This is a genomic window from Psychroserpens sp., assembly GCF_036960315.1.
Taxonomy (GTDB): Bacteria; Bacteroidota; Bacteroidia; order Flavobacteriales; family Flavobacteriaceae; genus Psychroserpens.
Window position 1 is genome coordinate 338,519 of the sequence record NZ_JBALVR010000002.1, and the last position, 24,016, is coordinate 362,534.

The 24,016-nt window shown below is 34.2% G+C and carries 20 protein-coding genes and 1 pseudogene; 13 read left to right on the forward strand and 8 right to left on the reverse strand.

Annotated features, from left to right (window positions below; translation table 11 throughout):
* Nucleotides 1-46 precede the first annotated feature (46 nt).
* A complete protein-coding gene (locus tag V7719_RS05190) occupies nucleotides 47-3,289 on the forward strand; it encodes a WD40/YVTN/BNR-like repeat-containing protein (protein ID WP_335728811.1) in 3,243 nt (1,080 codons plus the stop codon).
* Between the two features lie 21 nt (nucleotides 3,290-3,310).
* The gene (locus V7719_RS05195) at nucleotides 3,311-5,263 is read left to right on the forward strand and encodes a S9 family peptidase (RefSeq protein ID WP_335728812.1); all 1,953 of its coding nucleotides are present in this window, start codon (nucleotides 3,311-3,313) and stop codon (nucleotides 5,261-5,263) included.
* Between the two features lie 82 nt (nucleotides 5,264-5,345).
* Here V7719_RS05195 and V7719_RS05200 read toward each other — a convergent pair whose 3' ends face one another.
* On the reverse strand, nucleotides 5,346-6,167 hold the full coding sequence (locus tag V7719_RS05200; protein ID WP_335728813.1) for a universal stress protein: 822 nt from the start codon (nucleotides 6,165-6,167) through the stop codon (nucleotides 5,346-5,348).
* A 52-nt stretch (nucleotides 6,168-6,219) separates the two neighbouring features.
* On the reverse strand, nucleotides 6,220-7,584 hold the full coding sequence (hemN, locus tag V7719_RS05205) for an oxygen-independent coproporphyrinogen III oxidase (protein ID WP_335728814.1): 1,365 nt from the start codon (nucleotides 7,582-7,584) through the stop codon (nucleotides 6,220-6,222).
* A 144-nt stretch (nucleotides 7,585-7,728) separates the two neighbouring features.
* On the opposite strand from hemN, the gene V7719_RS05210 reads away from it, so the two are divergent.
* The 8 genes and pseudogenes from V7719_RS05210 (at nucleotide 7,729) to V7719_RS05245 (ending at nucleotide 16,125) form a co-directional block, all read left to right on the forward strand.
* The gene (locus tag V7719_RS05210) at nucleotides 7,729-8,358 is read left to right on the forward strand and encodes a superoxide dismutase family protein (RefSeq protein WP_335728815.1); all 630 of its coding nucleotides are present in this window, start codon (nucleotides 7,729-7,731) and stop codon (nucleotides 8,356-8,358) included.
* A gap of 245 nt (nucleotides 8,359-8,603) precedes the next feature.
* Entirely contained in the window at nucleotides 8,604-10,214 is a 1,611-nt protein-coding gene (locus V7719_RS05215) for an alkaline phosphatase family protein (protein ID WP_335728816.1), read from the forward strand.
* A gap of 152 nt (nucleotides 10,215-10,366) precedes the next feature.
* Entirely contained in the window at nucleotides 10,367-10,870 is a 504-nt protein-coding gene (locus V7719_RS05220; RefSeq protein ID WP_335728817.1) for a hypothetical protein, read from the forward strand.
* A gap of 228 nt (nucleotides 10,871-11,098) precedes the next feature.
* Nucleotides 11,099-12,481, forward strand: a complete 1,383-nt coding sequence (locus V7719_RS05225) for an amidohydrolase family protein (RefSeq protein ID WP_335728818.1) — start codon at nucleotides 11,099-11,101, stop codon at nucleotides 12,479-12,481.
* A gap of 732 nt (nucleotides 12,482-13,213) precedes the next feature.
* Nucleotides 13,214-13,756 (forward strand): DinB family protein, encoded by a 543-nt coding sequence (locus V7719_RS05230; RefSeq protein ID WP_335728819.1) that lies wholly within the window; start codon nucleotides 13,214-13,216, stop codon nucleotides 13,754-13,756.
* A 182-nt stretch (nucleotides 13,757-13,938) separates the two neighbouring features.
* A pseudogene (locus tag V7719_RS05235) lies at nucleotides 13,939-14,293 on the forward strand (DUF2200 domain-containing protein).
* A 150-nt stretch (nucleotides 14,294-14,443) separates the two neighbouring features.
* Nucleotides 14,444-14,884: a nucleoside deaminase gene (locus tag V7719_RS05240; protein WP_335728821.1), complete on the forward strand. Its 441-nt coding sequence runs from the start codon at nucleotides 14,444-14,446 to the stop codon at nucleotides 14,882-14,884.
* A 53-nt stretch (nucleotides 14,885-14,937) separates the two neighbouring features.
* Nucleotides 14,938-16,125 carry an LETM1-related biofilm-associated protein gene (locus V7719_RS05245; protein ID WP_335728822.1) on the forward strand — a complete coding sequence of 396 codons (1,188 nt, stop codon included), beginning with the start codon at nucleotides 14,938-14,940 and terminating at the stop codon, nucleotides 16,123-16,125.
* Between the two features lies 1 nt (nucleotide 16,126).
* Here V7719_RS05245 and V7719_RS05250 read toward each other — a convergent pair whose 3' ends face one another.
* The gene (locus V7719_RS05250; protein ID WP_335728823.1) at nucleotides 16,127-17,731 is read right to left on the reverse strand and encodes a lipocalin-like domain-containing protein; all 1,605 of its coding nucleotides are present in this window, start codon (nucleotides 17,729-17,731) and stop codon (nucleotides 16,127-16,129) included.
* A gap of 172 nt (nucleotides 17,732-17,903) precedes the next feature.
* On the opposite strand from V7719_RS05250, the gene V7719_RS05255 reads away from it, so the two are divergent.
* A complete protein-coding gene (locus V7719_RS05255) occupies nucleotides 17,904-18,125 on the forward strand; it encodes a hypothetical protein (protein ID WP_335728824.1) in 222 nt (73 codons plus the stop codon).
* 6 nt (nucleotides 18,126-18,131) lie between these two features.
* Nucleotides 18,132-18,314 carry a hypothetical protein gene (locus V7719_RS05260; protein WP_335728825.1) on the forward strand — a complete coding sequence of 61 codons (183 nt, stop codon included), beginning with the start codon at nucleotides 18,132-18,134 and terminating at the stop codon, nucleotides 18,312-18,314.
* 40 nt (nucleotides 18,315-18,354) lie between these two features.
* On the opposite strand, the gene V7719_RS05265 is transcribed toward V7719_RS05260, so the two are convergent.
* The 5 genes from V7719_RS05265 to V7719_RS05285 are packed head-to-tail and all read right to left on the reverse strand — an operon-like array spanning nucleotide 18,355 to nucleotide 21,843.
* Nucleotides 18,355-19,110, reverse strand: a complete 756-nt coding sequence (locus V7719_RS05265; RefSeq protein WP_335728826.1) for a LytR/AlgR family response regulator transcription factor — start codon at nucleotides 19,108-19,110, stop codon at nucleotides 18,355-18,357.
* Nucleotides 19,111-19,159: 49 nt separating this feature from the next.
* Nucleotides 19,160-19,483, reverse strand: a complete 324-nt coding sequence (locus tag V7719_RS05270) for a 2TM domain-containing protein (protein ID WP_335728827.1) — start codon at nucleotides 19,481-19,483, stop codon at nucleotides 19,160-19,162.
* Between the two features lie 21 nt (nucleotides 19,484-19,504).
* Nucleotides 19,505-19,849 (reverse strand): 2TM domain-containing protein, encoded by a 345-nt coding sequence (locus tag V7719_RS05275; protein ID WP_335728828.1) that lies wholly within the window; start codon nucleotides 19,847-19,849, stop codon nucleotides 19,505-19,507.
* 11 nt (nucleotides 19,850-19,860) lie between these two features.
* Entirely contained in the window at nucleotides 19,861-21,213 is a 1,353-nt protein-coding gene (locus tag V7719_RS05280; RefSeq protein ID WP_335728829.1) for a histidine kinase, read from the reverse strand.
* 6 nt (nucleotides 21,214-21,219) lie between these two features.
* Nucleotides 21,220-21,843: a tetratricopeptide repeat protein gene (locus V7719_RS05285; protein WP_335728830.1), complete on the reverse strand. Its 624-nt coding sequence runs from the start codon at nucleotides 21,841-21,843 to the stop codon at nucleotides 21,220-21,222.
* Nucleotides 21,844-22,163: 320 nt separating this feature from the next.
* Here V7719_RS05285 and V7719_RS05290 point away from each other — a divergent pair, with 320 nt between their 5' ends.
* Nucleotides 22,164-23,957 carry a serine hydrolase gene (locus V7719_RS05290; protein ID WP_335728831.1) on the forward strand — a complete coding sequence of 598 codons (1,794 nt, stop codon included), beginning with the start codon at nucleotides 22,164-22,166 and terminating at the stop codon, nucleotides 23,955-23,957.
* Nucleotides 23,958-24,016 lie beyond the last annotated feature (59 nt).

A 24,016-nucleotide genomic window follows, 5' to 3' on the forward strand; every position in this document is an offset into this window, starting at 1 on the left:
TTGACCATATGTTTTCTTATCTTTAAAGCAACTAAACCAAACAGAAATGAAAAAATCACTTTCCCTGATGCTTTTCTTAGCATCACTAACACTCTTTGCTCAAGATATTTCTCTAGATGTATTAAAAAACATGAAACCTCGTAACATTGGTCCTGGCGGAATGTCTGGTCGTGTTACAGCCATCGATGTTGTACATTCGAATACAAATGTTATGTATGTAGGAACGGCTTCTGGTGGTCTTTGGAAAAGTCAGTCTGGAGGTATTACTTGGACACCAATTTTTGATGATCAAGTAACAGCTTCTGTTGGTGCTGTGGCGATTCAGCAATCTAATCCTAGTGTGATTTGGGTTGGAACAGGAGAAGGTAATCCTAGAAATAGTTTGAATGGTGGTTATGGCATTTTCAAATCCTTAGATGGTGGAAAAAGTTGGACTGCTATGGGATTAAAAGATACTCGGCATATTCATCGTGTGATTATCGATCCTACAAATCCAGATATTGTCTATGTAGCAGCTATAGGTTCGCCTTGGGGAGAGCATCCAGAACGTGGTGTTTTTAAAACTACTGATGGTGGAAAAACATGGAGCAAAATTCTATTCGCTAATAACAAAACAGGTGCGGCAGATCTGATAATGGATCCAACAAACCCAAACAAATTAATAGCTGCAATGTGGGAACACAAACGTGATCCTTGGTTCTTTAATTCGGGTGGTGAAGGTTCTGGATTGCATATTACACATGATGGTGGAAAAACATGGGAAAAAATCACAGATAAAGAAGGTTTCCCTGAAGGCAATCTTGGCCGTATTGGTGTAGCGATTGCACCTAACAAACCAAACATCATTTATGCTTTGGTTGAAGCTAAGAAAAATGCACTTTACAAAAGTGAAGATGGTGGGTTTAATTGGAAAAAAGTAAATGATAAATCTAGTGGAAGAGGCTCAGGTGGTATAGGAAATCGCCCGTTTTACTATTCTGAAATCTATGTCGATCCTCAAAATGAAAATCGTGTATACTCGGTCTATACCTATGTCAATGTTTCGGAAGATGGCGGAAAAAACTTCACGCAATTGATGCCTGCTTATGGTGTTGATAACGGTGTCCATCCAGATCATCATGCCTGGTGGATTCATCCAACAGATGGAAGCTTTATGATAGACGGAAATGATGGCGGAATGAACATCACAAAAGATGGAGGAAAATCTTGGCGATTTATAGGGAATTTACCTGTCGCGCAGTTTTACCATATTAGCGTCGATAACGAAATTCCATATAATGTTTATGGAGGTATGCAAGATAATGGCTCTTGGAGAGGTCCAGCGTACACTTGGCGAACTCAAGGTATTCGAAATAGCTACTGGCAAGAAATTAGTTTTGGTGATGGTTTTGATGTGGTTCCAGATAAAGACGATTCAAGGTTTGGTTGGTCTATGAGTCAGCAAGGATTTGTGAGTCGTTACGATTGGCAAACTGGAAATAACTATATGGTAAGACCAACTCATCCTGATCCTGATGTCAAATTACGTTTCAACTGGAACTCTGCAATTAATATCGATCCGTTTGATAATAGTACCATTTACTTCGGAAGTCAGTTCGTCCATAAATCAACAGACAAAGGAGATACTTGGACCATCATTTCTAAAGATTTAAGTACAAACGACCCAGAAAAACAAAAACAATCGGAAAGTGGCGGACTAACGATGGATGCTACTGGTGCCGAAAATCACACCACTATTTTGGTGATTGAACCTTCTACCCTAGAACGCAATATGCTTTGGGCTGGGACTGACGACGGAAAAGTACATTATACAACAGATGGTGGTGATTCATGGAATGATGTTACAAAAAACATCAAAGGCTTACCTGCAGGAAGTTGGATTGCTCAAATAAAAGCGTCTAATAAAACTAAAGGCGAAGCTTTACTAATTGCTAACGATTATAGACGATTTAATTATACACCTTATGCTTATCGAACTAAAGACTACGGAAAGACATGGACTCGCATAGTCGATTCTGGAGATGTTGAAAGCTACACACTTTCAATCGTTGAAGATCCAATAGAAAAAAACTTGATGTTCTTGGGCACTGATGACGGACTTTACATCTCGTTTGATGCCGGAAACAAATGGACCAAATGGACCAATGGTTTCCCAACTGTACCTGTAAAAGATTTGGTAATCCATCCTCGCGAACACGATTTAATTATTGGTACGTTTGGTCGTGCTGCTTGGGTTTTGGATGATATTCGTCCGTTACGAGCATTAGCAAAAAACAAACAACTTATCAATCAGAAACTAGAACTCTTTGAACCACCAACGGCTTATCAAGCAGCTTACCAAGAACCAACTGGAAGTCGTTTTGGAGCAGATGCCATGTATCAAGGTGAAAACAGAGGCTATGGTGCAAGACTTTCATATTTCGTAAAAATCGATGAGAAGAAAAAGTCTTCCGATGATGAGAAAGACAAAAAAGAAGAAGAGAAAGATGAGGACGAAGAAAATGATTCCGAAGCTAAAGAAGCCAAAGTGAAATGGGACACTATACATCTTAAAATTTATGATGGTGATCGATTAATTCGCACATTAAAACGAAAAGCACCAGATTCTACAGGTTTGTATAAATGGACTTGGTTTATGAATGAAGCAGGTGTATATTCTCCTTCCAGACTTATTAGAAAGCGTAATAATGAGCCTGGAGGTGTTTCGGTAAAACCAGGAACTTATAAAGCAGTGATGAATTTTGGTGATCAAACTTCCGAAGAGATGATAACTATAGAATCAGACCCAAGAGTCAATGCTTCTATGGCAAACATCAACCAAGTTTATGAGACGTCAAAACAACTAGAAATCATACAGCAAAATGCTGCTGATGCCGTGAAACAATTGGTTGAAAGCAAAAACATTGCTAAAGACTATCAATCATTACTCAGTAAATTAGACAAAAAAAAGTATAAAGAGGATATCAAATCGTCTAAAGGAGTTATTAAAAGTATCGATAGTATCGTTGACAAATTCTTAGGTAAAGAAGACAAGCGTCAAGGTATTACACGAAGTCCAGAGGTTACTGTTATGCAGCGATTAAGACTAGCGAGAGGCTATGTTGGATCTAGACAAAACGGAATTACAACAACCGAAACCACTTTAATTAAAAACGCAAAAGCAGCTCTCGAAGATGTATTAAATGAAATAAATACATTCTTTAATGATACTTGGGCTCCTTATCGTTCAAAAATGGAACAGATCCAAGCCAATCCGTTCAAAGATATTAAGACATTTAAATTAGATTAACCAAACACTAAATCAAACATTATGAAAACAAAAATTTTGGGATTATGCATAGTAGCTCTGATGTTTTCTTGTAAAGAGGAGACTAAAGAAACAGCAATTGTAGAACGTGAAATTCAGCAGTATACCATAGAACAATTCATGGACAATGAAGCTGTTAGAGGCGGAAGTTTTTCAGCAGATAACAGTAATTTACTAGTATCAAGTAACCGTTCTGGTATTTATAACGTGTACACCATTCCTACTAAAGGAGGAGAAATGACAGCTATTACCACATCTGATAGCACTTCGATAAATGCTGAATCCTATTTTCCAAATGACAATAGAATGTTATTAAGTGCTGACGGAAATGGAGATGAAATCGATCACATATTCGTAAGAGAACTTGACGGAACCATCAAAGACATCACACCAGAAGTAGGAGCTAAATCAAGTTTCTATGGTTGGTCTGAAGATGACAATTACTTATATTTTGGATCTAACAAAAGAAATCCTAGATATTTTGATGTCTACAAAATGTCGATTGAGGATTATGCTTCTGAAATGATTTATCAAAATGACAGCGGACTCAGTTTTTCTGGTATGTCTAATGATGAGAAATATTTTGCGTTAACAAAATCGGTAAACACGAACGATAGTGACCTGTCTCTTTATAATGTAAAAACTAAAGAAATGATTAAGATCAATGAAAACCTGAGTGCAAATTCGGCTCAAGACTTTTCTAAAGACAATTCGATGTTCTATTATACGACTGATGATGGTGGTGAGTTTTCGTATCTCATGTCCTATGATTTAACAACAAAAGAAAAGAAAAAAATTATTGAAAAATCTTGGGATATTATGGGAAGTGGTTTTACTTCTCAAGGCACTTACAAAGTGGTTTATGTTAATGAAGATGGTAAAAATGCCATTGAAGTTTTAGATGCAGCAACCATGACACCAATTGAATTACCAGATTTTGGTGATAAAAGTATTACAAGTGTAAGCTTTAACGATGATGAAAAATGGATGCGTATGTATGTTGGCGGTTCAAATTCACCCTCAGACTTATACACCTACAATTTAGAAACCAAAGAACAACACAAATTAACCAATGTACTTAATAACGATATTAGTGCTGAAGATTTAGTAACAGCTAAGGTGATACGATTTAAATCGTTTGATGGCACAATAGTTCCAGCAATATATTACTTACCTCATCAAGCTTCAGAAGAAAACAAAGTGCCAGCAATGGTTTGGGTTCATGGTGGTCCTGGAGGACAAACTCGTCAAGGATTTAGCTCTTTAATTCAGTATATGGTCAATCATGGTTATGCCGTTTTAGCCGTGAATAATCGTGGTAGTAGTGGCTACGGAAAAACCTTTTTTAAAATGGACGACTTAAACCACGGAGAAAAAGATTTACAAGATTGTGTAGAAGGCAAAAATTGGTTAGCAACGCAATCTGAAATTGATGGTGGCAAAATTGGAATTATTGGCGGATCTTATGGTGGTTATATGACGATGGCTGCACTCACTTATACGCCTGAAGAATTTGATGTCGGTGTTAATTTATTTGGTGTTACCAACTGGATGCGAACTTTAAAGAGTATTCCTCCTTATTGGGAATCGTTTAGAGAATCTTTATACCTAGAATTAGGTGATCCTTATTCGGCAGATTCTACACGTTTAAAGCGTATTTCACCTTTATTCCACACTGATAAAGTAACCAAACCATTAATCGTATTGCAAGGCGCACAAGACCCAAGAGTTTTGCAAGTTGAATCTGATGAGATCGTTGCTGGTGTAAGAAAAAATGGTGTTCCAGTAGAATATGTTTTATTTGAAGATGAAGGACATGGTTTTGTGAAAAAAGAGAACCAAATAGAGTCTTACAGCAGAATACTTAAGTTTTTAGATAAGCATCTTAAAAAAGAAAACGCGCCTGTAGATGGCGAAACAATAAGTACTGAAATTGAAGTTGAGGACACAAAATAGTGTTTTATTAGAATAAATTAAAAAGCTTGAGCAAATTGCTCAAGCTTTTCTGTTTTAGTAAAAATCTAATAACTAACTAAAACTAAATTTTAAATGTTATTACTGGTAATGTTGCATGATTAGCGACATCTTCAGAAACACTTCCTGTGAAAAAGTGTGCTAAACCTTTTCTTCCATGAGTTGGAACAGCAATCAAGTCGGCACCTAAAAGGTTTGATGCGTTTAAAATCCCTCTTTCGACGGTATAATCAGAGGCATAATGCACATCATTTAACTTATTCAAATTACCATCTGCTTTTTGAAGAAAGTTAGCTACTGTAGTTTCCATTTCAGCAGAACTTTTAAAGCCTTCTCCTGGTACATTGACATGAATTAATTTTATATTGTCAAATAGTTTGCGTGCTTTTATGTAAGGCTCCACCATTTCCATAGAAAAATCACTAGCAAAGGTTACGGTTTTAAAGTTTAATTTTTCTGGTTTTTGTTTAACGACTAAAACTGGGACTTCAGAATATCTCACTACTTTTTCGGTATTAGATCCTACGAAGATTTCAGACAATCCGCTAGCACCATGAGACCCCATAACAATCAAATCTGCGCTGTGTTCTTTAGCAACTTCAGCAACTTCACTAAAAACTTTAAAATGTTTTACAACTGGCGTCACATTAACACTCTCTAAATACGCCTTATCTAAATAGGCTTCAAACTTTTGCTCGGCAAGTTTTAAATAAAACACCATTTGTTCGTTTAGTGCATTTCCAGAACTGATAAGACTTCCTTTATCGAGTTCTAACATGTGTAATACGATAAGGTCGGCATTATTTCGTTTTGCTAAAATAGCTGCTGTTTCTAGAGCGTATTCAGAATATTCAGAAAAATCTATTGGTACTATTATCTTGTCCATAATAAATATATTTAGTGTTTGTTTTAATGTTATAAATAAATGTGGTAATGACTTAAACGGTCATTGAAAATAATCTGGTTTGCGGTTGTTTTCGTTGCAGTAAGACATCAAAAGCCATACACACATTTCTTACGTATGGTTGTCCCTTTTGAGTAACCTTGATACCTTCTTTTTCGAAGATTACCAAGCCGTCAGCTTCCATTTCTCTAAGCTTAAAAACGATATCTTTTAACTCTTCAATGTAAAGTGATTTTTCTGTCCAACTGGTTTCAAAATGACACATCAAATTTAAAATGTGTTGTCTTATTAGAAGATCTTCATTACTTAAAATATGACCTCTATATACTGGAATAATGTTTTGTTCAACTAAATGGTAATATTCTTCAATACCCTTTACATTCTGAGAAAACCCATACCAACTATCACTAATTGACGATACACCTAAACCAATCATCGCTTGTGTTTTTGATGCTGTATATCCCATAAAATTACGATGTAAGGTATTGGCTTTCATAGCCTTATATAATGAATCGGTTTCTAAAGCAAAATGATCCATCCCAATTTCGTGGTAACCCGCCTTACTTAGCAATTCCTTACCTAATTCATACTGTGCGCGCTTTGACGCACCAGATGGCAAATCGGCTTCCTTATAACCACGTTGCCCATTTCCTTTAAGCCATGGCACATGCGCATAACTGTAAAAAGCAATACGGTCTGGCATCAATTCTTTAGTAAGCTCAATGGTTTTAGCGACATGAACTTCTGTTTGAAACGGTAAACCAAAAATAATGTCATGACCAATTGAAGTATAACCTATTTCTCTAGCTGCAAGTGTTGCCTGTTTCACATTATCAAATGGTTGAATGCGATGAATGGCCTTTTGAACCGTTTCATTATAATCTTGAACACCAAAACTTACACGCGAGAAACCTAAATCGTAAAGCGTTTGAAGATGTTCTCGGGTCGTATTATTAGGATGTCCTTCAAAACTAAACTCGTAACCTTCAGCCAGATTGGCTTTTCTCAAAATACCTTTTATAAGAAACTCTAAATTTTCAGAAGAAAAAAATGTGGGTGTTCCGCCTCCAATATGGAGCTCTTTAATTTTTGGACGCCCTTTTAAGAGTTCGCAATATAAACTCCACTCTTTTAAAACTGCTTTAAGATAAGGCTCTTCTACATCATGACGCTTAGTGATGCGCTTATTACAACCACAAAACGTACACATGCTTTCGCAAAATGGTAAATGAATGTAAAGACTTATGCCTTCCGAAGCATTGCTTTCGTTAAAAGACACAGATAATGATTCTTTCCACTTTTTTAGTGAGAATGAAGCATTGTCCCAATACGGAACTGTTGGATAACTCGTATAACGCGGTCCAGCCACATTATACTTTTGAACTAATGAATTGCACATACCTAAACAATTATAAATCAAAATTACGTGCATTACCTAGCATAAAATATGACATATATCATATCTTTAAAATAAATCGAAAAACTTTCAATCGTTTCAAATATTGGTTATCTTTCAACATAATTAACACTTAAAACAAAATCAATGAAACGTTCAATTCTATACATACCTATTTTAGCATTGTGTTTAAGTATCTCGTGTAAATCTGATAAAAAAGAAGCAACGCCTGAGACTACTGATACAGAAAATGTTGACACTGACATTAAAGAAGACGCTAGCGAACGTCCAACAGCAAAAGATGAACCAGCCTATTATACTGATAAGAAAAAATTAACGCTAACACTAGATGCAAAAAGCAATAGTGGTGTAACTGGAAGTGTACTGTTTAGTCAAGATTCAGGTGCTGTGACCATGTTAGCTAGACTAAGCGGATTAACCGAAGGTCAACATGCCATTCATATTCATGAAAAAGCAGATTGTAGTTCAGATGACGGAAAATCTTCTGGTGGTCACTGGAACCCAATGGGTCAGCCTCATGGAAAATGGGGAGACGCTGCCGGTTTTCATAAAGGTGACATTGGGAACCTAACTGCTAGTGCTGATGGATATGCTACAATTACCTTGGTTACTGACGAATGGTGTATAGGTTGTGGAGATGAGACCAAAGATATCGTTGGTAAAGCTATTATTGTTCACCAAGGTATTGATGATTTAAAATCACAACCATCTGGAGCCGCAGGAACTCGTGTAAGTTGTGGTGGAATTATAGAATAAACAACCAAAATAGATCATAGAAATAAAGCTACCATTAGGTAGCTTTATTCTTTTTAGCTTTAGCCCTAAATTATACTTTAGGTCTAGTGTCACAGTGTTTAAATAACTCAATTTTCATACTGAAAAGCATCAAATTCTCGTTTGGTGCTTTTTCTTTTATTAAAAATACGTAGAACTACCTATATATAGAATTCAATTTTACTCTAAATTTATAGAAGACAAAACACCAACTAATCACCTATATAATGAAAACTGAAATCAAGCACATTGTTTATTTAATGTTAGAGAACCGTTCATTAGATCAACTCTTGGGTTGGTTGTATGACGAGAAAAACCCACCATTGGTAAATATTCCGCCACAGGATAAGGACAAAAAACCAACCTATAACGGACTTAAAGAAAACACTTATTATAACTTAGATGAGGATTGCAATAAGCATTATGTAATTAAAGGTGTAGACAATATGAATGTGCCTATTCATGATCCACATGAAAAATATAGTCATGTCAACAAACAATTATTTGACACTGAAGACAACCAATCCTGTGACACAAAAGCGACTATGAGAGGGTTTTACAAAGACTTTGCAACCTATCATGATAATGATGATCACGTTGATCAAATTATGCAAACCTATACACCAGAAGATTTACCAGTACTTAATGGTTTAGCAAAAGCATTTGCAGTGTCTGACCGCTACTTTTGTTCTGTACCCACACAAACCAATTGCAATCGTGCTTTTGCTGCTGCAGGGAACTCCGTGAACATAAATAAACAGAATGAACCTGAAGCCTTTGTCAATAATAGAAAATTTAGTCATAAGCTAGGGCATCTAAGTCAGCCCTTTGGGAATTTGTTCAGTCAAAATACCATGTGGAATGTCTTATGGGAACATGGATTTCGCGAACCATCAGATTGGATGCACTATTATAGCACTGGACGCGATTGGGAAAGATGGTTAGGACTTGAAGGTTATACCTACACGCGAGATTTAATGACACAATTGCATCCAAAAAAATTCAACAAACATTTTGACGGCATGGCTGTTTTTTTTGAAAATGCCAAAGCAGGTAAGTTACCAAGGTTTAGCTTTCTAGAGCCTGAATGGGGTTTGGAAATTCCCGTATTGGGAATCGACGTAGGTGCTCAAGGTACAGATTATCATCCACCAACCAATTTGATTCCTGGAGAAACCTTTGTGAAAAAGGTTTATGATAGTTTAACCTCCAATAAAGACGCCTGGGCAAATACCTTGCTTATCATCAATTTTGATGAACATGGTGGCACTTACGATCATGTAGGACCAACACCATGTGCTACAGCTCCTTGGGCGAATGCCAGTGATGGCACACCAACACCAACAGAGACGAATAGAGAACTAGGTTTTGATTTTAAGCGTTTTGGTGTTCGTGTCCCGTTACTATTAGTCTCTCCTCGTATCCAAGAATCTACGGTCTTTCGTGCTGAAGGCGATATACCATACGACCACACCTCTGTGATAGCGACAATTTTAAAAATGTTTGAGATCCCAAAAACGGCTTGGCAATTAGGCTCTAGAACAGCCAATGCTCCAACCTTTGAAAACATATTTGAAGGCAACCCAGTACGTCAAGACATCCCAGTTGTAGAAGTAAATAAACACCCTAAAACTATAGAGGATATCGCAACCAAAACACCTCCTAACGATATTCATTTACAGGTGGCACATAATATATTATACCGATTTATAAAAAAAGAAGGCTTAAGCAAAGACGATATTGACAAACTAGATTTACCTAAACTAGTAGACGCCGAAAACGCTTTACATCTCTCCACATTATTGAAAGCCGCTGTAAATACGATAAGGAATCGTTGAAAGATACGTAGTTTCTACGTATGGATTGGATTGGGATTTGTTTAACATGTCAATACAAACAACCATACTATTGATATTCATTAAATTAATTGGTAAAGCCAAGATTTTGTTGGGATATAACGAGTTGTAAACAAGCTGAAAAACGAAAACCTATGATACATTTACTTTGGTCAATTATTAATTTAATTATTGTTTTCTACTTTCTATATCTGATTGTCGGGTTTATTAGAAAAGGTAAACGAATTTTTAATCCTAAATTTAAAGTTGTTTCAATATTTGTAATGGTAATTGGAATTGTTCAAGTAGTTTCTGCTGTTAATTCGGAGGGAAAAACGAACCGAATCACCATAACAAACAACTATAATAAAAAGAATAATTCTAAAGTAGAAAAAGTAAAGCTCGAAGATAATTTGACTTTTGATATAAATATGCACGTAAAATATTCGATTGAACAAAACGAATTGATTCCTATAGAAAGTAATAGTTTGCTGACTGGTTTTGTTAGCGGTTACGAATGGGAGTTTACATCGATTGAAACTAATAATTACAAACAATCTGAAAAAGCGGAATTTACTGCTAATGGTGTTTTGAAATGGAATCTTTTCGGAATAACTATTTATAACGAATCGAAAACATTTAACGGAATTATAAAATAAAAAAAGCCAGTTTACAACAACGTGTATAATTAATTGCTTAGTTGGTTAAGACAAGGATAATCTCCTACAAATTATTATCTTTAACTAATCGGAATATTCTAAACGAAATTCCCGCAACTAACATTACACAATCACGTTGTGGGTAATTAAATAGCTATTATCTTGCAACATTTGAAATAATTTGAAGTCATTATAATTATTAATTTAACTTTTATTTAAATTTAAATGATGAAAAACTCACTCTCAATTTTAGCTCTTCTTATTTTTCTCTATGGTTGTTCCGATTCAAAAAAGGTAAGCGAGTCAGCTCTCCTTATTTACAATGCAAACATCATAAATGTTATTGATGGAAGCATATTAAGTGGCCAATCTATTTTAATAGACAATGGTATCATTCAGTCAATCGGAACTCATGCTTCAATGAAAAATTTAGCTTTAGAAAATAACCATATCAATATTGAGAATAAATATATAATTCCAGGGATGTGGGATGCTCATGTACATATAGATAAACTATCAAATGACATAGAGCACTCAAGTAGAATGCTTAGTCTCTATACTTTAAATGGAATAACTTCAATTAGAGAAATGGGAGGAAACTGGTCTAAAATAAAAAAGTTAAAGGAGAAATCAATGCAGTTGTATTACTTGCCAACAATTTTCACTGCAGGGCCAATATTTGAGAACAAGGCATTTGTAGACTGGGTTGTGAAGCAAGATAATGATGTGGAATTTGGACAACAACGTATCGGTATTTCTACACCAGAAGAGGTGCCATTTTTATTAGATTCAGTGCTAAAACTCGGAGTAGACTTTATTAAAGTTAGAACCGCAGCATCACCTGATACATTCTTTGAAATTGCCAAACAATGTAAAAAAAACGGAGTGAAATTTTGCGGACATGTCGACGCTAAAGTGGATTTATACGATGCTGTAAATTCAGGTATTAGCTCATTAGAGCATGTTGATATCTTTCAGTTAACCGGAATGACGGAATCTAAAATGGATTCTATAGTATTACTGATGAAAACTCTGAACACATACTATTGCCCTACGCTCACATATTTCAAACAACACAGAATATATAATAAAGACACTATTAAAGCTTTTTTAAGTGACTCTACATTTACAACTTATCGTAAAAGAGCATATGCTTCAAAGAGTTTACTTGACAAGTCTAAGCAAGCTATTGGTTGGGCAGAAGAATCTCAAGTCCCTTGGAAAAAAATGGAATCGAATTCTCTCAAATTCGGAAAGAAAATTGTAGAAAGTAATATTTCTATTTTGGCTGGTACAGATGGGGCAAATGCCTTAGTTCTCCCTGGGTTAAGCTTATTTGAAGAATTAAAACTTTATGAAACAGAATTCCAAATGGATAATTTGAGCATCCTACAAACTGCTACTATAAACCCTGCGAAATATTTCAATATACAAGATATTGGATTGGTGAAAGAAGGATTCATTGCCGATTTAGTTATTTTAGACAAAAATCCAATAGAAAATATTGAGAATATCAAAACAACTAATTCAGTAATAAAATCTGGAAAATTAATTACTAAAGACGAAATTCATAAGAGATTTAAAAAAATTCGAAAGTATAACATGCAATAATAAAACTATCTACAACACCGTGTATAATTAATTGCTTAGTTGGTTAAGACGAGGAACTTATCCTACAAATTACTATCTTTAACTAATCGGAATATTCTAAACAAAATTCCCGCAACTAACAATACACAAATCCGTTACAAACCATTTGCTGAAGCGCAAACCATGCCACCCTCTTCTCTACTTCAATCAAGCGAAGCATTCGATTTTTTTTGGAATTTAAGAAAAGAATACTTTTAGAAAAATTGAAATAAAAAGATCCTTCAAAGATTTTCTAATCACGCAAAACAATTTATATAAAGTCTTAAGTTAATTCCATTTCAGATTTATTTGAATCTATCAATCTGTATGTATAATAGAAAGGACTTACCATTATAAATAAAACTAATAATACAGGGCTTGTAAGGACTAGTAATACATGAATTTTTTTCATTGGTCTTATAGTAAATTAATATGTTACAAAGTTGACATATTTATGAGATTCTACAAACATGTATATTAACCTATTTATGGTTTATATTAGCATTAATTAAGACAAGAGTACTTTCGAAAAATTGAAGTGAAAATATCGCAATTTATTAACGGAACGCAGTTTTTAGGCAAGGAGAATGCAACGGAATTATCAATTGGAACGTGAAAACGGAAAAGAATAATATAAAAAACGGTTTGTAACAACGTGTATAATTACGATACCATTCATTGCGAGAAACTCAATGGAAAATGAAATATAATACTATGAAACACATATTAATTCTGACTTTGACAATAGTTTTTTCTTCATTTGCTACGCCCACACTTGCACAACAAAATGATTTTATAAAAGACTATTTAGAACGATTAGAAAATTCTCGGAAATACTTGATTCTTGTTGCAGAGGAAACGCCTGAAGATAAATATGAATTTAAAGCATCGCCAGAGTCAATGAGCTTTGCGGAAAATTTAATGCATATTGCTTGGGCAATGGATTGGCATAGTCAAACTTTATTGGGTGGACGTAAAGCAAGAGATTGGAATACAGACACAGAACTTAAAGTTGAGAATAAATCTAAAAAGGAGATGATTGCTACAATTGACAAAACATTTAATGAAACGATAAAATTAATAACTGAATTCGATACAACTAAATTTAATGATACATTAGACTATTTAGGATTAAATAGAACGAAAAGACAAATTTTCCTATTACTTGCTGACCACATAACACATCACAGAGGACAAATGCTTGTCTATATGCGACTGAATGGACTAAAGCCACCTAGATATGTTTTATATCAATAACTCAAACGGAATCGAAAATCTAACGAAATAGCACCAACGTGTATCTTTAATTGCTTTGGCAAGTGTGTACTCGGAAAACCCTACAGATTTGCCTCTGGTTCATTTTATTTTCTAATTTAGTTACTTAAACACGTAACGAAACCATACACGAAGCCGTTAGCACCAATTGAAAAAAATAAGAAATGAAAGTTACACCTGAACATAATGAACGGATAGCACAAATGACATTTGTATCAGTTTATCCTCATTACGTGGCAAAGGTGGAGAAGAAAGGAAGAACTACATCAAGTGATAGAATGGTTAACAGGTTATGATCAATTGAGACTGCAAGTATTTATGGATGAAAAGGCAACATTTAATACATTCTTTCAAAACGCAGAATTGAATCCAAATGCCCACCTAATTAAAGGAGTAATATGCGGCTATCGAATAGAGGAAATTGAAAATCCATTAACGCAACAAGTAAGATATTTAGACAAATTAGTAGATGAATTAGCTAAAGGTCGTAAAATAGAAAAAATATTACGAATTGGATAAAAAAACTGGTGCTAACACCGCGTATAATTAATTGCTAAGTCTGTGCGTACTCAGAAAATCCTAAACCAAAACATCGACTCCAAAAGCAAGTGCTTTCAACCACATTTATTCAGATAAAGACTTAACTTTACCTAATAAACCTATTATACTATGAGAGATCCGTTTTTAGCAGCAGCAATCAAGGAAGCCAAATTAGGGCTACAAGAAGGCGGCATCCCAATAGGTTCAGTAATTGTACACGACAATAAAATTTTAGGGAAAGGCCATAATCGACGCGTGCAAGAAGGGAGTGTTATTTTACATGGTGAGATGGATGCCCTAGAAAATGCAGGACGACAGAAAGCTTCTATTTACAAAGACAGTGTTTTATACACAACACTTTCACCATGCCCAATGTGTACTGGAACTATTCTCTTATATGGAATTCCGAAAGTCGTTATTGGTGAGCATCAAACATTTATGGGTGAAGAAGATTTATTGAAATCTAGAGGTGTTGAAGTTATTGTTTTAAATGATGAAGAATGCATCGACATGATGACAACATTTATCAATAATAAGCCCGAATTATGGAATGAAGATATTGGCGTATAAATCGCTGAATTCAAATAAAAAATTAACTTTGCATCGTCTTTAAATTTGAATGCATGAACCCATCTACTAGTGGTTGGATTGAAAAATTCTGTTCACAGCTCTCTAAAAAGGGAATTCCTTTTGAGAACTATACTAAGCTATATGATGGTCTAAAAGACAATGGGTTTATCTATGGTGTTAATGTTGGAATTATTGATAACATTGGCGGAACGCTTAAGTATTCTGAAGATGAGTTAGCTAAAATAAATCTGATCACAGGCTTATATCATGTCTACCATTTTCATAAAGGCGCTTGTACCAAAAAAGAATTTATATCCGATTTATTACGATTCTATAAAGCTTTAGAAGTTTCAGATTTATCGCTTTGGGATAAACTTTTTATCGGTAAAAGTGAAGCCTCAATGCTAGAACGCTTAATTCATGATCGTACAAAGATTGATGACAATCTACTCACTCGGAATTTTAATAAATCAATTACCAACTCTTTATTGTTTTCTGATGTTTTAACCTTTGACGCCTATTTAACTAAGGCTATTGAGCCAAAGTCCTATGCAGCAAAACTGGAAAGTATTATTATTGGGACCCTCTATCAATCTCTAAATTCTAAAAGTAAAATCACCGACTACGACAAGGAGATTATTCATATTTTTGAGTCTTCTGCCTCTTTCCTTGATGATGACAACACCGAAATTGAAGATCTCATTTATGATATTGATTACGATATCAATTTTAAAGAAAAGAAATACCTTTTAGATTTAATGTGTCTGGCGGTTTGGGATGATGAAATTTTAGAACGCTCAGAATATCAATTTCTAAAACAGTTAGAAAAACGATTAGACATAGACAATTCCGAAATTCACGATTCCATTTTATGCGTATCAAAATTTCATGATGAACATAAAAAAGAAGTGATGTTGTTTTTACAAACCAATCCAATGGGTGCTTTCTACGAAAACTCATCGCAGTTGGTGAATAAGCTCATTCGACGAAATAGTAAGCGTTTGGTTAAAGAAATGCGTCAGAGCAAGGAATTAATGGTATTAATATCCAAGTCTACACATTCTGATTTGAGCAAAGAAGAGCAAAAACAAATGCAAGCCCAACTGCTCGACATGTTAAAAACCATCCCAAGCTTAGCTATTTTCATGCTTCCTGGAGGCGCCATTTTGTTACCACTCTTCGCTAAATTGATTCCAAATTTATTGCCATCGGCTTTTGATGACAATCGTATTGAGGACTAGTTTACTGCTTCACAAATCTTACGTTAGCATTGCCTTTATCCGTTTTAATTAGCACAAAATACATACCAGATTTCAAGTGTTCTGTAGAAAATGAAACGGTTTGATTATTGAATAGTTCCGAAGTATTGATAAGGCGACCGCTAACATCTACAAGGGTATAATTTCCTTTTAAAACCGAACTAAATTCTATATTAAATACATCTTTTACTGGATTAGGATAGCTTTTAATCGTATTCAAAAATTGATCATCTGTCGAAAGCGTAGCCGATGATGCTGAATCACTAATTACAATACTATTTAAAACACCATCTATAGAATACGCCGTGATTTTAAACCACACTTCGTCGGCTTCAGAAATGCTTGGATTAGTCCATAAATAGGATGGATTTGTAAGCGACGTTGCTATGGTATTAAAACTGTTTTGGTTATCGATACTGTATTCCAAATCATAAAAAATCGGTCGGCCATCATCAGGATTATTGAGTTGCCATGTGATCGGCATACTCGCATCATAAATACCCGAAATTGGTGAGGTAATTGTAACATCCGGATGCTCATAATCATGCAATAATTCGGCAAAACCAATTCCTGTGACTGCCATTCCATTTACAGTACCAGTTATTGAAGTCGCGCCTTCAAAAAATCGAAAAGGCAATTGTACTTCAGTATTATCATGTAATGTAGTAATTGTTAAGTCTATAGCATTGCTGGTAGATGTTAATCGCCATTGTTTCGAATAGCAACGTTCTCCATCTGGCATACAATTAAAAGCTAAGCGTTCAATTTGAAAATCGTCTGTCGTGTATTGTGTGCTTTCATCAACATAAGCTGATAATATTTTATACGCTTCATTATTCGGAATTAAACGATCAGGAGTAAATATATTCCACAGGTTGAGATCCATTCCATTAGAGAGTTGCACACTAAACCATTCATATTTCTCACCAGTTAACGGATTAAAAGTCCCATATTGTCTATCTATCCACCCTGTTCCTATTACAGGTTCTGTTGTGCCATTAAAGGTAATTGAGCCTGTGACTTCGTTCATGGTCTGAGAAAAATAATAGGTGTAATTATTTTCGCCTTGATTTAAATACCCATCATCTCCTACCATAAGAGGTCGCTTAAGCGTTTCAAATTCTAAATCCAATCCTGCATTTGCTGTTAAAGCATAGAGTTCATATTCAAAAGGAATAGGGATATTATTGATATCTTCTTTATTTCGCCAAGATTCTGTAGCGGCTAAAAATACATCTGCTTCGATATCAAAACTAGTTGTCGATAGTGTTGTATAGTTCACCGGTTTTACATCTTGAAGAAACGTGCCCGTATCATCATCTGTAATATTCAAAATTCTAAATCCGTCAAATCCAGATAGCGGATAATGAAAAAACGTATACATAAAGCTATAACTTTTCCCTGTGGTTTGTCCAACAACATGACCTGCAGAATACCACCATTCTATGGGTTCAGCAGTATGACGACCTTCATCTATTGGAAATGCGACTTGACCACTAGGATTATATGGGTACGTTTTCCAATCTTGAGCAAAAGTCAGAGTACTTATAACACATAAAAGGCAGAATAGATTAATTTTAAGATTCATAGCTAAATTTTGTGTCGGAAATCTAAAGCTTTCAATAGCCATGCGCAACTATTTCTGCCAAGACGTTACTTTTAAAGTTTTAAGTGTGTAAAAACGTGACTTTTCGGGTAAAATAGCGTCCGATAGATGATTCTATAAAAGCGAGATAGTTATGACGAAAACTTCTACTGTCATGCAAAACACAATAGCCTTTTTAATTCCTTTAGCGCATGTATTAACCTTAGTTTTCCTATTAAATTCCAGCGTGTTTTTAGCCAATCAGAATTCGCTATCCACTTTTATTACTATTGATTTCATTCTCACGATTCCAATCATCTATTTCTTACTCATTAGAAAACGTAATATTTCAAGCTTTACCATAGCACCATTTCTTATTGCTTGTGTTGTAATATAAGGCACTTTGGAAACCAATAAACCTATGGTTATTGAACCTGAAATTGATGAGCACTACAAAGAATGGAAACAAGAATCCAAGAAAAAATATCAAACCTACAGAGACTATTCACTTGCCGAATTATTAGTCCTCGATATATTTTTAGAAGCTGGATTTAGTGGATTATTTCAGGTGCAGAAGATTTATTAGATGGTTTAGGTGATTCGATAGGTGATATTTTTGAAGTCTTTTAACTTAGCCACTCTTTAAAATCTTTAACGCGTTCTCTTGCGACAATTACATCCTGTTCTTTAAACGTATTGAGTTTAATTTGAAGTCTGGAATTGGTATAGCTTATCATATCCTTAATGGCATTGACATTGACATAAAACTTTCGGCTTATTCTAAAAAACTTATGAGGTTCTAACTCCTCTTCGAGCTGTTCTAAAGTCGTATCGAGCAGATAATTTCTTCCTTCGGAAGTATAGGCATATGTGCCTTTGTTTTCACTATAAAAACATTCGATATCATCTATATTAACCAATTTGAGATGCTGGCCAACTTTAACAGAAAACCGCTTTTTATATTCGCGTTCAATGGGGTTGACCAATAATTTTTTAATATCGTTAAAATCTAAAGTAACTGCTTGTTGTTTAGGTGCACGCTCTTTATATTTTGAAACCGCTATTGCTAAATCATCTTCATCAATAGGTTTTAACAAATAGTCAATACTATTCAACTTAAACGCTTGCAAAGCATACTCATCATACGCTGTGGTAAATATGACTGCCGAATTAATATCGATAGTTTCAAAGATTTCAAACGACAAGCCATCACTGAGTTGAATGTCTAAAAAAATAAGATCAGGATGCTCATTATTTTGAAACCAATCTATAGATTCTTCCACCGAATGCAGCATGACTTGAGCTTCCATTTCTAATTCTGACAACATACGTTTCAGTCGTCTTGCTGATGGTTTTTCGTCTTCTATAATGATTACACTCATTGCTTTGATTTTTTTTTATTATCTAATTTTACAATTTTATTGAAAGGCTTTATTCCCACAAAGTAGTCTCTTCTTCTTCTTTGTCTTTTATAAACTCTTCTGTCTTTCTATCTTCCCAGCTTTTCTTAAAAAAAAGTCTTCCTTTAAAAGCACTCAAAGCATGAATGATAATAATAATAGTCCAGAATACCATAATAGTAATATTTAATCCTGTAATAACATCGGTATATGGCCCTTTAATAATGTAAAAATTATATAAAAGAAGTGCTGTTACAATAATATATAATGCTAAATGCAAATAGAAACTTTTTATTCGCTTTACTTTATTCTTTGCATTTACAAATCGTATGTCTTCATCTTTGTTTAATTTCATAACTCTAAAATCTTAAATTAATTACTCCCAACCTTGTTCATCTTTATCCATAATCTCTTTAATCTTACGCTCTTCCCAGTTTTTTCCGAAGAAAAAGTCCGCTCCAAAAACGCCTAAAAAGTGAAAAAACAATCCTATTCCCCAGAAAAAGGCTGTAGCAAATGTGCCAAAATTCCATACACTTCTAGATGAGTTAACAGTGATTACAATAATTAAAAATATATTAACAACGACATAAGATGCAAGGTGCCAATAAAACCCTTTTAGTTTATCTAGTTTCTTATTTGCTCTCCTATAGGATTCTTCCCTTAAATACCTTTGTTGAGCGTCATCATCGTTGTATGATTTAAAATGTTTATTTTCCATGATATTAATTTTTAGTTCCAACGGTTATTTTCTTCGTCTTTCATATATTTTTCTATTTTGCGTTGCTCCCAATCACGCCCAAAAGCGCCTTCGTTAACAAACACTCTAAATGCCTGAATAGCTAATCCTATTCCCCAGCCAAACATTGGAAACCAGAACCATTGTATAGTTTGTGGTGTAAATGTGTACCAAATAAAAATTAAAAATGGTATGACTAGAACATACGAGATTAAGCTATAATAAAACCCTTTAAGTTCATCGACATGGTTACGTGCTCTAACGTAATTGTCATTGTATTGCGATTGTGATTGTTGTTCTTTTGTTCTCATGATTGATACTTGTTTAGTAAGCATTGGTATTGATACTGCAAAACTTTTTGCTTTTTGATTGATTTGTACTCTTTTATTACTTAATAATTCATAGCGTTGTTTGATATTTTCTAATCCTACGCCACTACTCTTTTTCACTATTTGTTTTGGCTGAAGATTATTTTCAACAATTAAGTTTCCTGCCTTTTCATAAATTTTAATATGTAATGGTTTGCTGCTGGTAACCATGTTGTGCTTTACTGCATTTTCTAACAATAATTGCAAGGACAATGGAACAACCTTACTATCTGGATTTGTCGCTTGATCTGGAATCTCAAAAATAATACTATCTTCAAATCGCATTTTTAAAAGCGACATGTAGGTTTTGGCAAAACTTAGCTCTTCATCTACAGTGACGATATCCTTATTTTTTTGTTCCAACACATAACGATACACTTTAGACAAAGAGGTCGTGAATTTTTGTGCATTTTTAGGATTCTCCTCAATTAAACTCGTCAACACATTTAAACTGTTGAATAAAAAATGTGGGTCTAATTGATTTTTTAAAGCATCGAACTTAGCACTTGCAGTTCCTGCAATTACCTTTTGTTCTTTAATTTTATTTTTTTGAAATCTGTTATAGAAAAATACAACATGAAACACAGATACAATACTCAAGGTAATCCAGAGTCCGAAACTATAACCTTGCCATGATTCTCTACTAATGAATTCTTCAAAAGTACGACCATATACTAATACGATTATAAATGTTCTTATAGCAAATAGGCCAATTAATGTAATTACTGTAGATCCAATTATCCCAGCAACAATACGTTTTAAAGTATCTCCTTTTTTCCATTGGCGACGCTCCATATAATCGAAGAACGCCATATTAGAATACCCTAAGACAAAAGAGTATAATTGGTAAAACCCAAAATTAATTAAAAAGTCATTAACAGTTTCAAAATTAAAATCATTTGATATTGCATTTCCAATGACGAAAACGACGCATCCAACAATAAACATAAGAAAGATACTTTTAACTGATTTTATCATGATATTTTACTCTTTACAAGATTTAGCAACCTGTTCTGCACGCTCTATTCCCCAATTTGGATGCAAATCACTTTCTGGTTTAAAGGTAGCAAAAAGTTCAATGGCCTTTTCTATCTCAGCACAAAACGGTTTGGTATCTTGACCAAAATAACGTGCGCTTCCCATAGCCCAATCTGCTTTATTAAATGTTACTCTTGGATTTTTAGGATCTAATTTATACGCCTTATTGTAAAGCTCAGTTACCTTTCCAGCATATTTCATTCCGTATGTTGCGCCATCATAAGCAACCCAATTGGTAAAGACCTGCGCTTGCATCACTAGAATTTCAGGATTATCCTTACTAATTGCCATAGCACTGATAATATGTACTTGCGCTTTATCTAGTTGTGCCTTTAGAATATTTTCATCCTTTTCTCCCCAGCTTTTTAAGCTATTAATTTGAGCGATATAATAATGAGGTAACCATTCATCGGTTTTTGCATTAGATATACGTTCAAACATATTTTCGGCTTCATCAGTTTTATTCTCTTGCCAAAGTTTAATGGCCTTTTGCATTCCCTTTTCGTAATTGGCTTGTGCAGATACGATACCTGAAACCAATATAAGTGCGATAATTATTAATTTTTGCATAATGTAATAGTGTTATAGTTAATGTTATTGATTTTAACTGTATTATCCTGATCAGATACAACTTGCGTATTTGGCAATTGACTAAACAAAAAGAAAATAAAAATTTTAACTAAGGTGCTCATGATTTTATCTTTTTATGCTGAAATATTCTCAGGTTTGATTGATGAGACAAATATCCAACAGAAATCCGCTTTTTTAAAAAGTGAATGACCGAACTGTAATTTTTTTAAGATGAATTGTAAAATAACTGAAGAATTGAGTAACTTATAAAAGAATATAGCTACTAATGAGGTATCAATTCTAAAACAAAAATCAATACAATGAAAAAATTAGCTTTACTCGTATTCAGTTTATGTATCACCTTCTCAATTAATGCTCAAGACAAACGACTTAAAGGTGTCGAAAAAGAATTAAACAAAATCCTTGAACTAACGAAAGCAGCAGGTTTTGCTGTAGCTGTTGTTGATGGAGACAAAGTTATTTATGCAAAAGGCTTCGGTTATAGAGATTATGAAAACAAAACGCCTGTAGATGCGAATACCCTTTTTGCTATTGGATCATCTACTAAAGCATTTACTGCATCTATTCTAGGATTATTAAGAGCAGATGATAAGTTATCTTTTGATGATAGCCCAAGACAATATGTGCCAGAACTGGAGTTCTATAATGATAATATGAATAACAATATTATTATTAAAGATTTAATGAGACACAGTACTGGATTGCCACGTCATGATGGCTCTTGGTATTATTTTCCAACGCATAGCAAGGATAGTCTTTTAATGAGAATGAAGCATCACGAGCCATTTACAGGAATTAGACAACAATGGTATTATAATAACTTCGGGTTTTTAGCACAAGGTGTTATTGCCGAACGTATTACTGGTAAAAGCTGGGAAGACAATTTAACTGATTACTTCTTTAAACCATTAGAAATGTCTAGGACTAATGCGACAATCGCAGAAATGAAATCTAGCGCAAATGCTTCACTTGGCTATGAAGTAAAAGACGATGCTATCAAAAAAATGGATTATTATGATATTGCTGGTATGTCTCCCGCAGGAAGTATAAATAGTAGTGTAAATGATATGTCTAAATGGCTAATCACTTGGATTAATAATGGAAAATATAAAGATGAAGAAATTATTCCTGAAAACTACATCAATGAAGCCATAAGTTCACAGATGGTTGTTGGTGCAAATACTCCAGATGATGAATTTCCAGATATACACTTTGCTAATTATGGTTATGGTTGGTTTATGCAATCTTACAAAGGTCATTATCGTGTTGATCATGGTGGAAACATTAATGGGTTTTCTGCTAACGTCGCTTTCTTTCCTAGTGACAGTATTGGTATTGTAGTACTCGCAAATCAAAACGGTTCAGCTGTGCCATCTTTAGTTAGAAACACCATTGCAGACCGAATGATTGGTGAAGAACGATCTGATTGGGTTGCACGTTATGAGAAAAATCTAGAAAAAAGTAAAAAAGCTAAAGAAGAAGTAAAAGAAGATTCTGAAACATCTTATGTAAAAAACACAAAACCTTCACATATCGGTTTGGATTATACTGGCAGTTATTCTAATGGAGGTTACGGAACATTTGAAGTCACTTCAAAAAATGATTCGTTGTTTACCACAATTAATACTGATAAACTCTATTTACACCATTATCATTATGATGTGTTTGAACTAGTCGATATTATTGATAATAAAGTAGATACAACCCAATATGGCAATTCACTTAAAACCACATTTATCACCAATGATACAGGTGATATTTCCGGAGCCAAAACTAAGATTGAACCTACAGTGGATGCAATCGTATTTAAGCGCACTCCTAACACTATTGATGTAGACACCAAAACATTAGAAATGTATGCTGGATCGTATGATGTTTCTGGTACAGAAATAAAAATTTATATCAAAAAAGATGCGCTCTATTTATTTGTAAAAGGCCAACCAGAATATGAACAAATCCCAACGTCTAAACATAAATTTTCATTTAAGACTATGGAAGGGTTTAAACTTGAATTTTTAGAATCTGAAGATGGTTCGATAACCGAAATAAAAATGATTCAGCCCAATGGTACTTTTGTCGCTAAACGTAAGTGATTTATGTTAATTAGATACTAAAACACAATAAATAGCGTTCCATTTGTATCTAAAAGCAA

Bases quoted from the DNA above. Each gene is read 5' to 3' on its own strand.
- V7719_RS05220 (WP_335728817.1), top strand. From the start codon at position 10,367: ATGATACATTTACTTTGGTCAATTATTAATTTAATTATTGTTTTCTAC.
- V7719_RS05255 (WP_335728824.1), top strand. From the start codon at position 17,904: ATGCAAAACACAATAGCCTTTTTAATTCCTTTAGCGCATGTATTAACC.
- V7719_RS05275 (WP_335728828.1), bottom strand. From the start codon at position 19,849: ATGGAAAATAAACATTTTAAATCATACAACGATGATGACGCTCAACAA.
- V7719_RS05190 (WP_335728811.1), top strand. From the start codon at position 47: ATGAAAAAATCACTTTCCCTGATGCTTTTCTTAGCATCACTAACACTC.
- V7719_RS05285 (WP_335728830.1), bottom strand. From the start codon at position 21,843: ATGCAAAAATTAATAATTATCGCACTTATATTGGTTTCAGGTATCGTA.
- V7719_RS05265 (WP_335728826.1), bottom strand. From the start codon at position 19,110: ATGAGTGTAATCATTATAGAAGACGAAAAACCATCAGCAAGACGACTG.
- V7719_RS05195 (WP_335728812.1), top strand. From the start codon at position 3,311: ATGAAAACAAAAATTTTGGGATTATGCATAGTAGCTCTGATGTTTTCT.
- V7719_RS05245 (WP_335728822.1), top strand. From the start codon at position 14,938: ATGAACCCATCTACTAGTGGTTGGATTGAAAAATTCTGTTCACAGCTC.
- hemN (WP_335728814.1), bottom strand. From the start codon at position 7,584: ATGTGCAATTCATTAGTTCAAAAGTATAATGTGGCTGGACCGCGTTAT.
- V7719_RS05210 (WP_335728815.1), top strand. From the start codon at position 7,729: ATGAAACGTTCAATTCTATACATACCTATTTTAGCATTGTGTTTAAGT.
- V7719_RS05240 (WP_335728821.1), top strand. From the start codon at position 14,444: ATGAGAGATCCGTTTTTAGCAGCAGCAATCAAGGAAGCCAAATTAGGG.
- V7719_RS05270 (WP_335728827.1), bottom strand. From the start codon at position 19,483: ATGAAATTAAACAAAGATGAAGACATACGATTTGTAAATGCAAAGAAT.
- V7719_RS05200 (WP_335728813.1), bottom strand. From the start codon at position 6,167: ATGGACAAGATAATAGTACCAATAGATTTTTCTGAATATTCTGAATAC.
- V7719_RS05215 (WP_335728816.1), top strand. From the start codon at position 8,604: ATGAAAACTGAAATCAAGCACATTGTTTATTTAATGTTAGAGAACCGT.
- V7719_RS05290 (WP_335728831.1), top strand. From the start codon at position 22,164: ATGAAAAAATTAGCTTTACTCGTATTCAGTTTATGTATCACCTTCTCA.
- V7719_RS05225 (WP_335728818.1), top strand. From the start codon at position 11,099: ATGAAAAACTCACTCTCAATTTTAGCTCTTCTTATTTTTCTCTATGGT.
- V7719_RS05250 (WP_335728823.1), bottom strand. From the start codon at position 17,731: ATGAATCTTAAAATTAATCTATTCTGCCTTTTATGTGTTATAAGTACT.
- V7719_RS05230 (WP_335728819.1), top strand. From the start codon at position 13,214: ATGAAACACATATTAATTCTGACTTTGACAATAGTTTTTTCTTCATTT.
- V7719_RS05280 (WP_335728829.1), bottom strand. From the start codon at position 21,213: ATGATAAAATCAGTTAAAAGTATCTTTCTTATGTTTATTGTTGGATGC.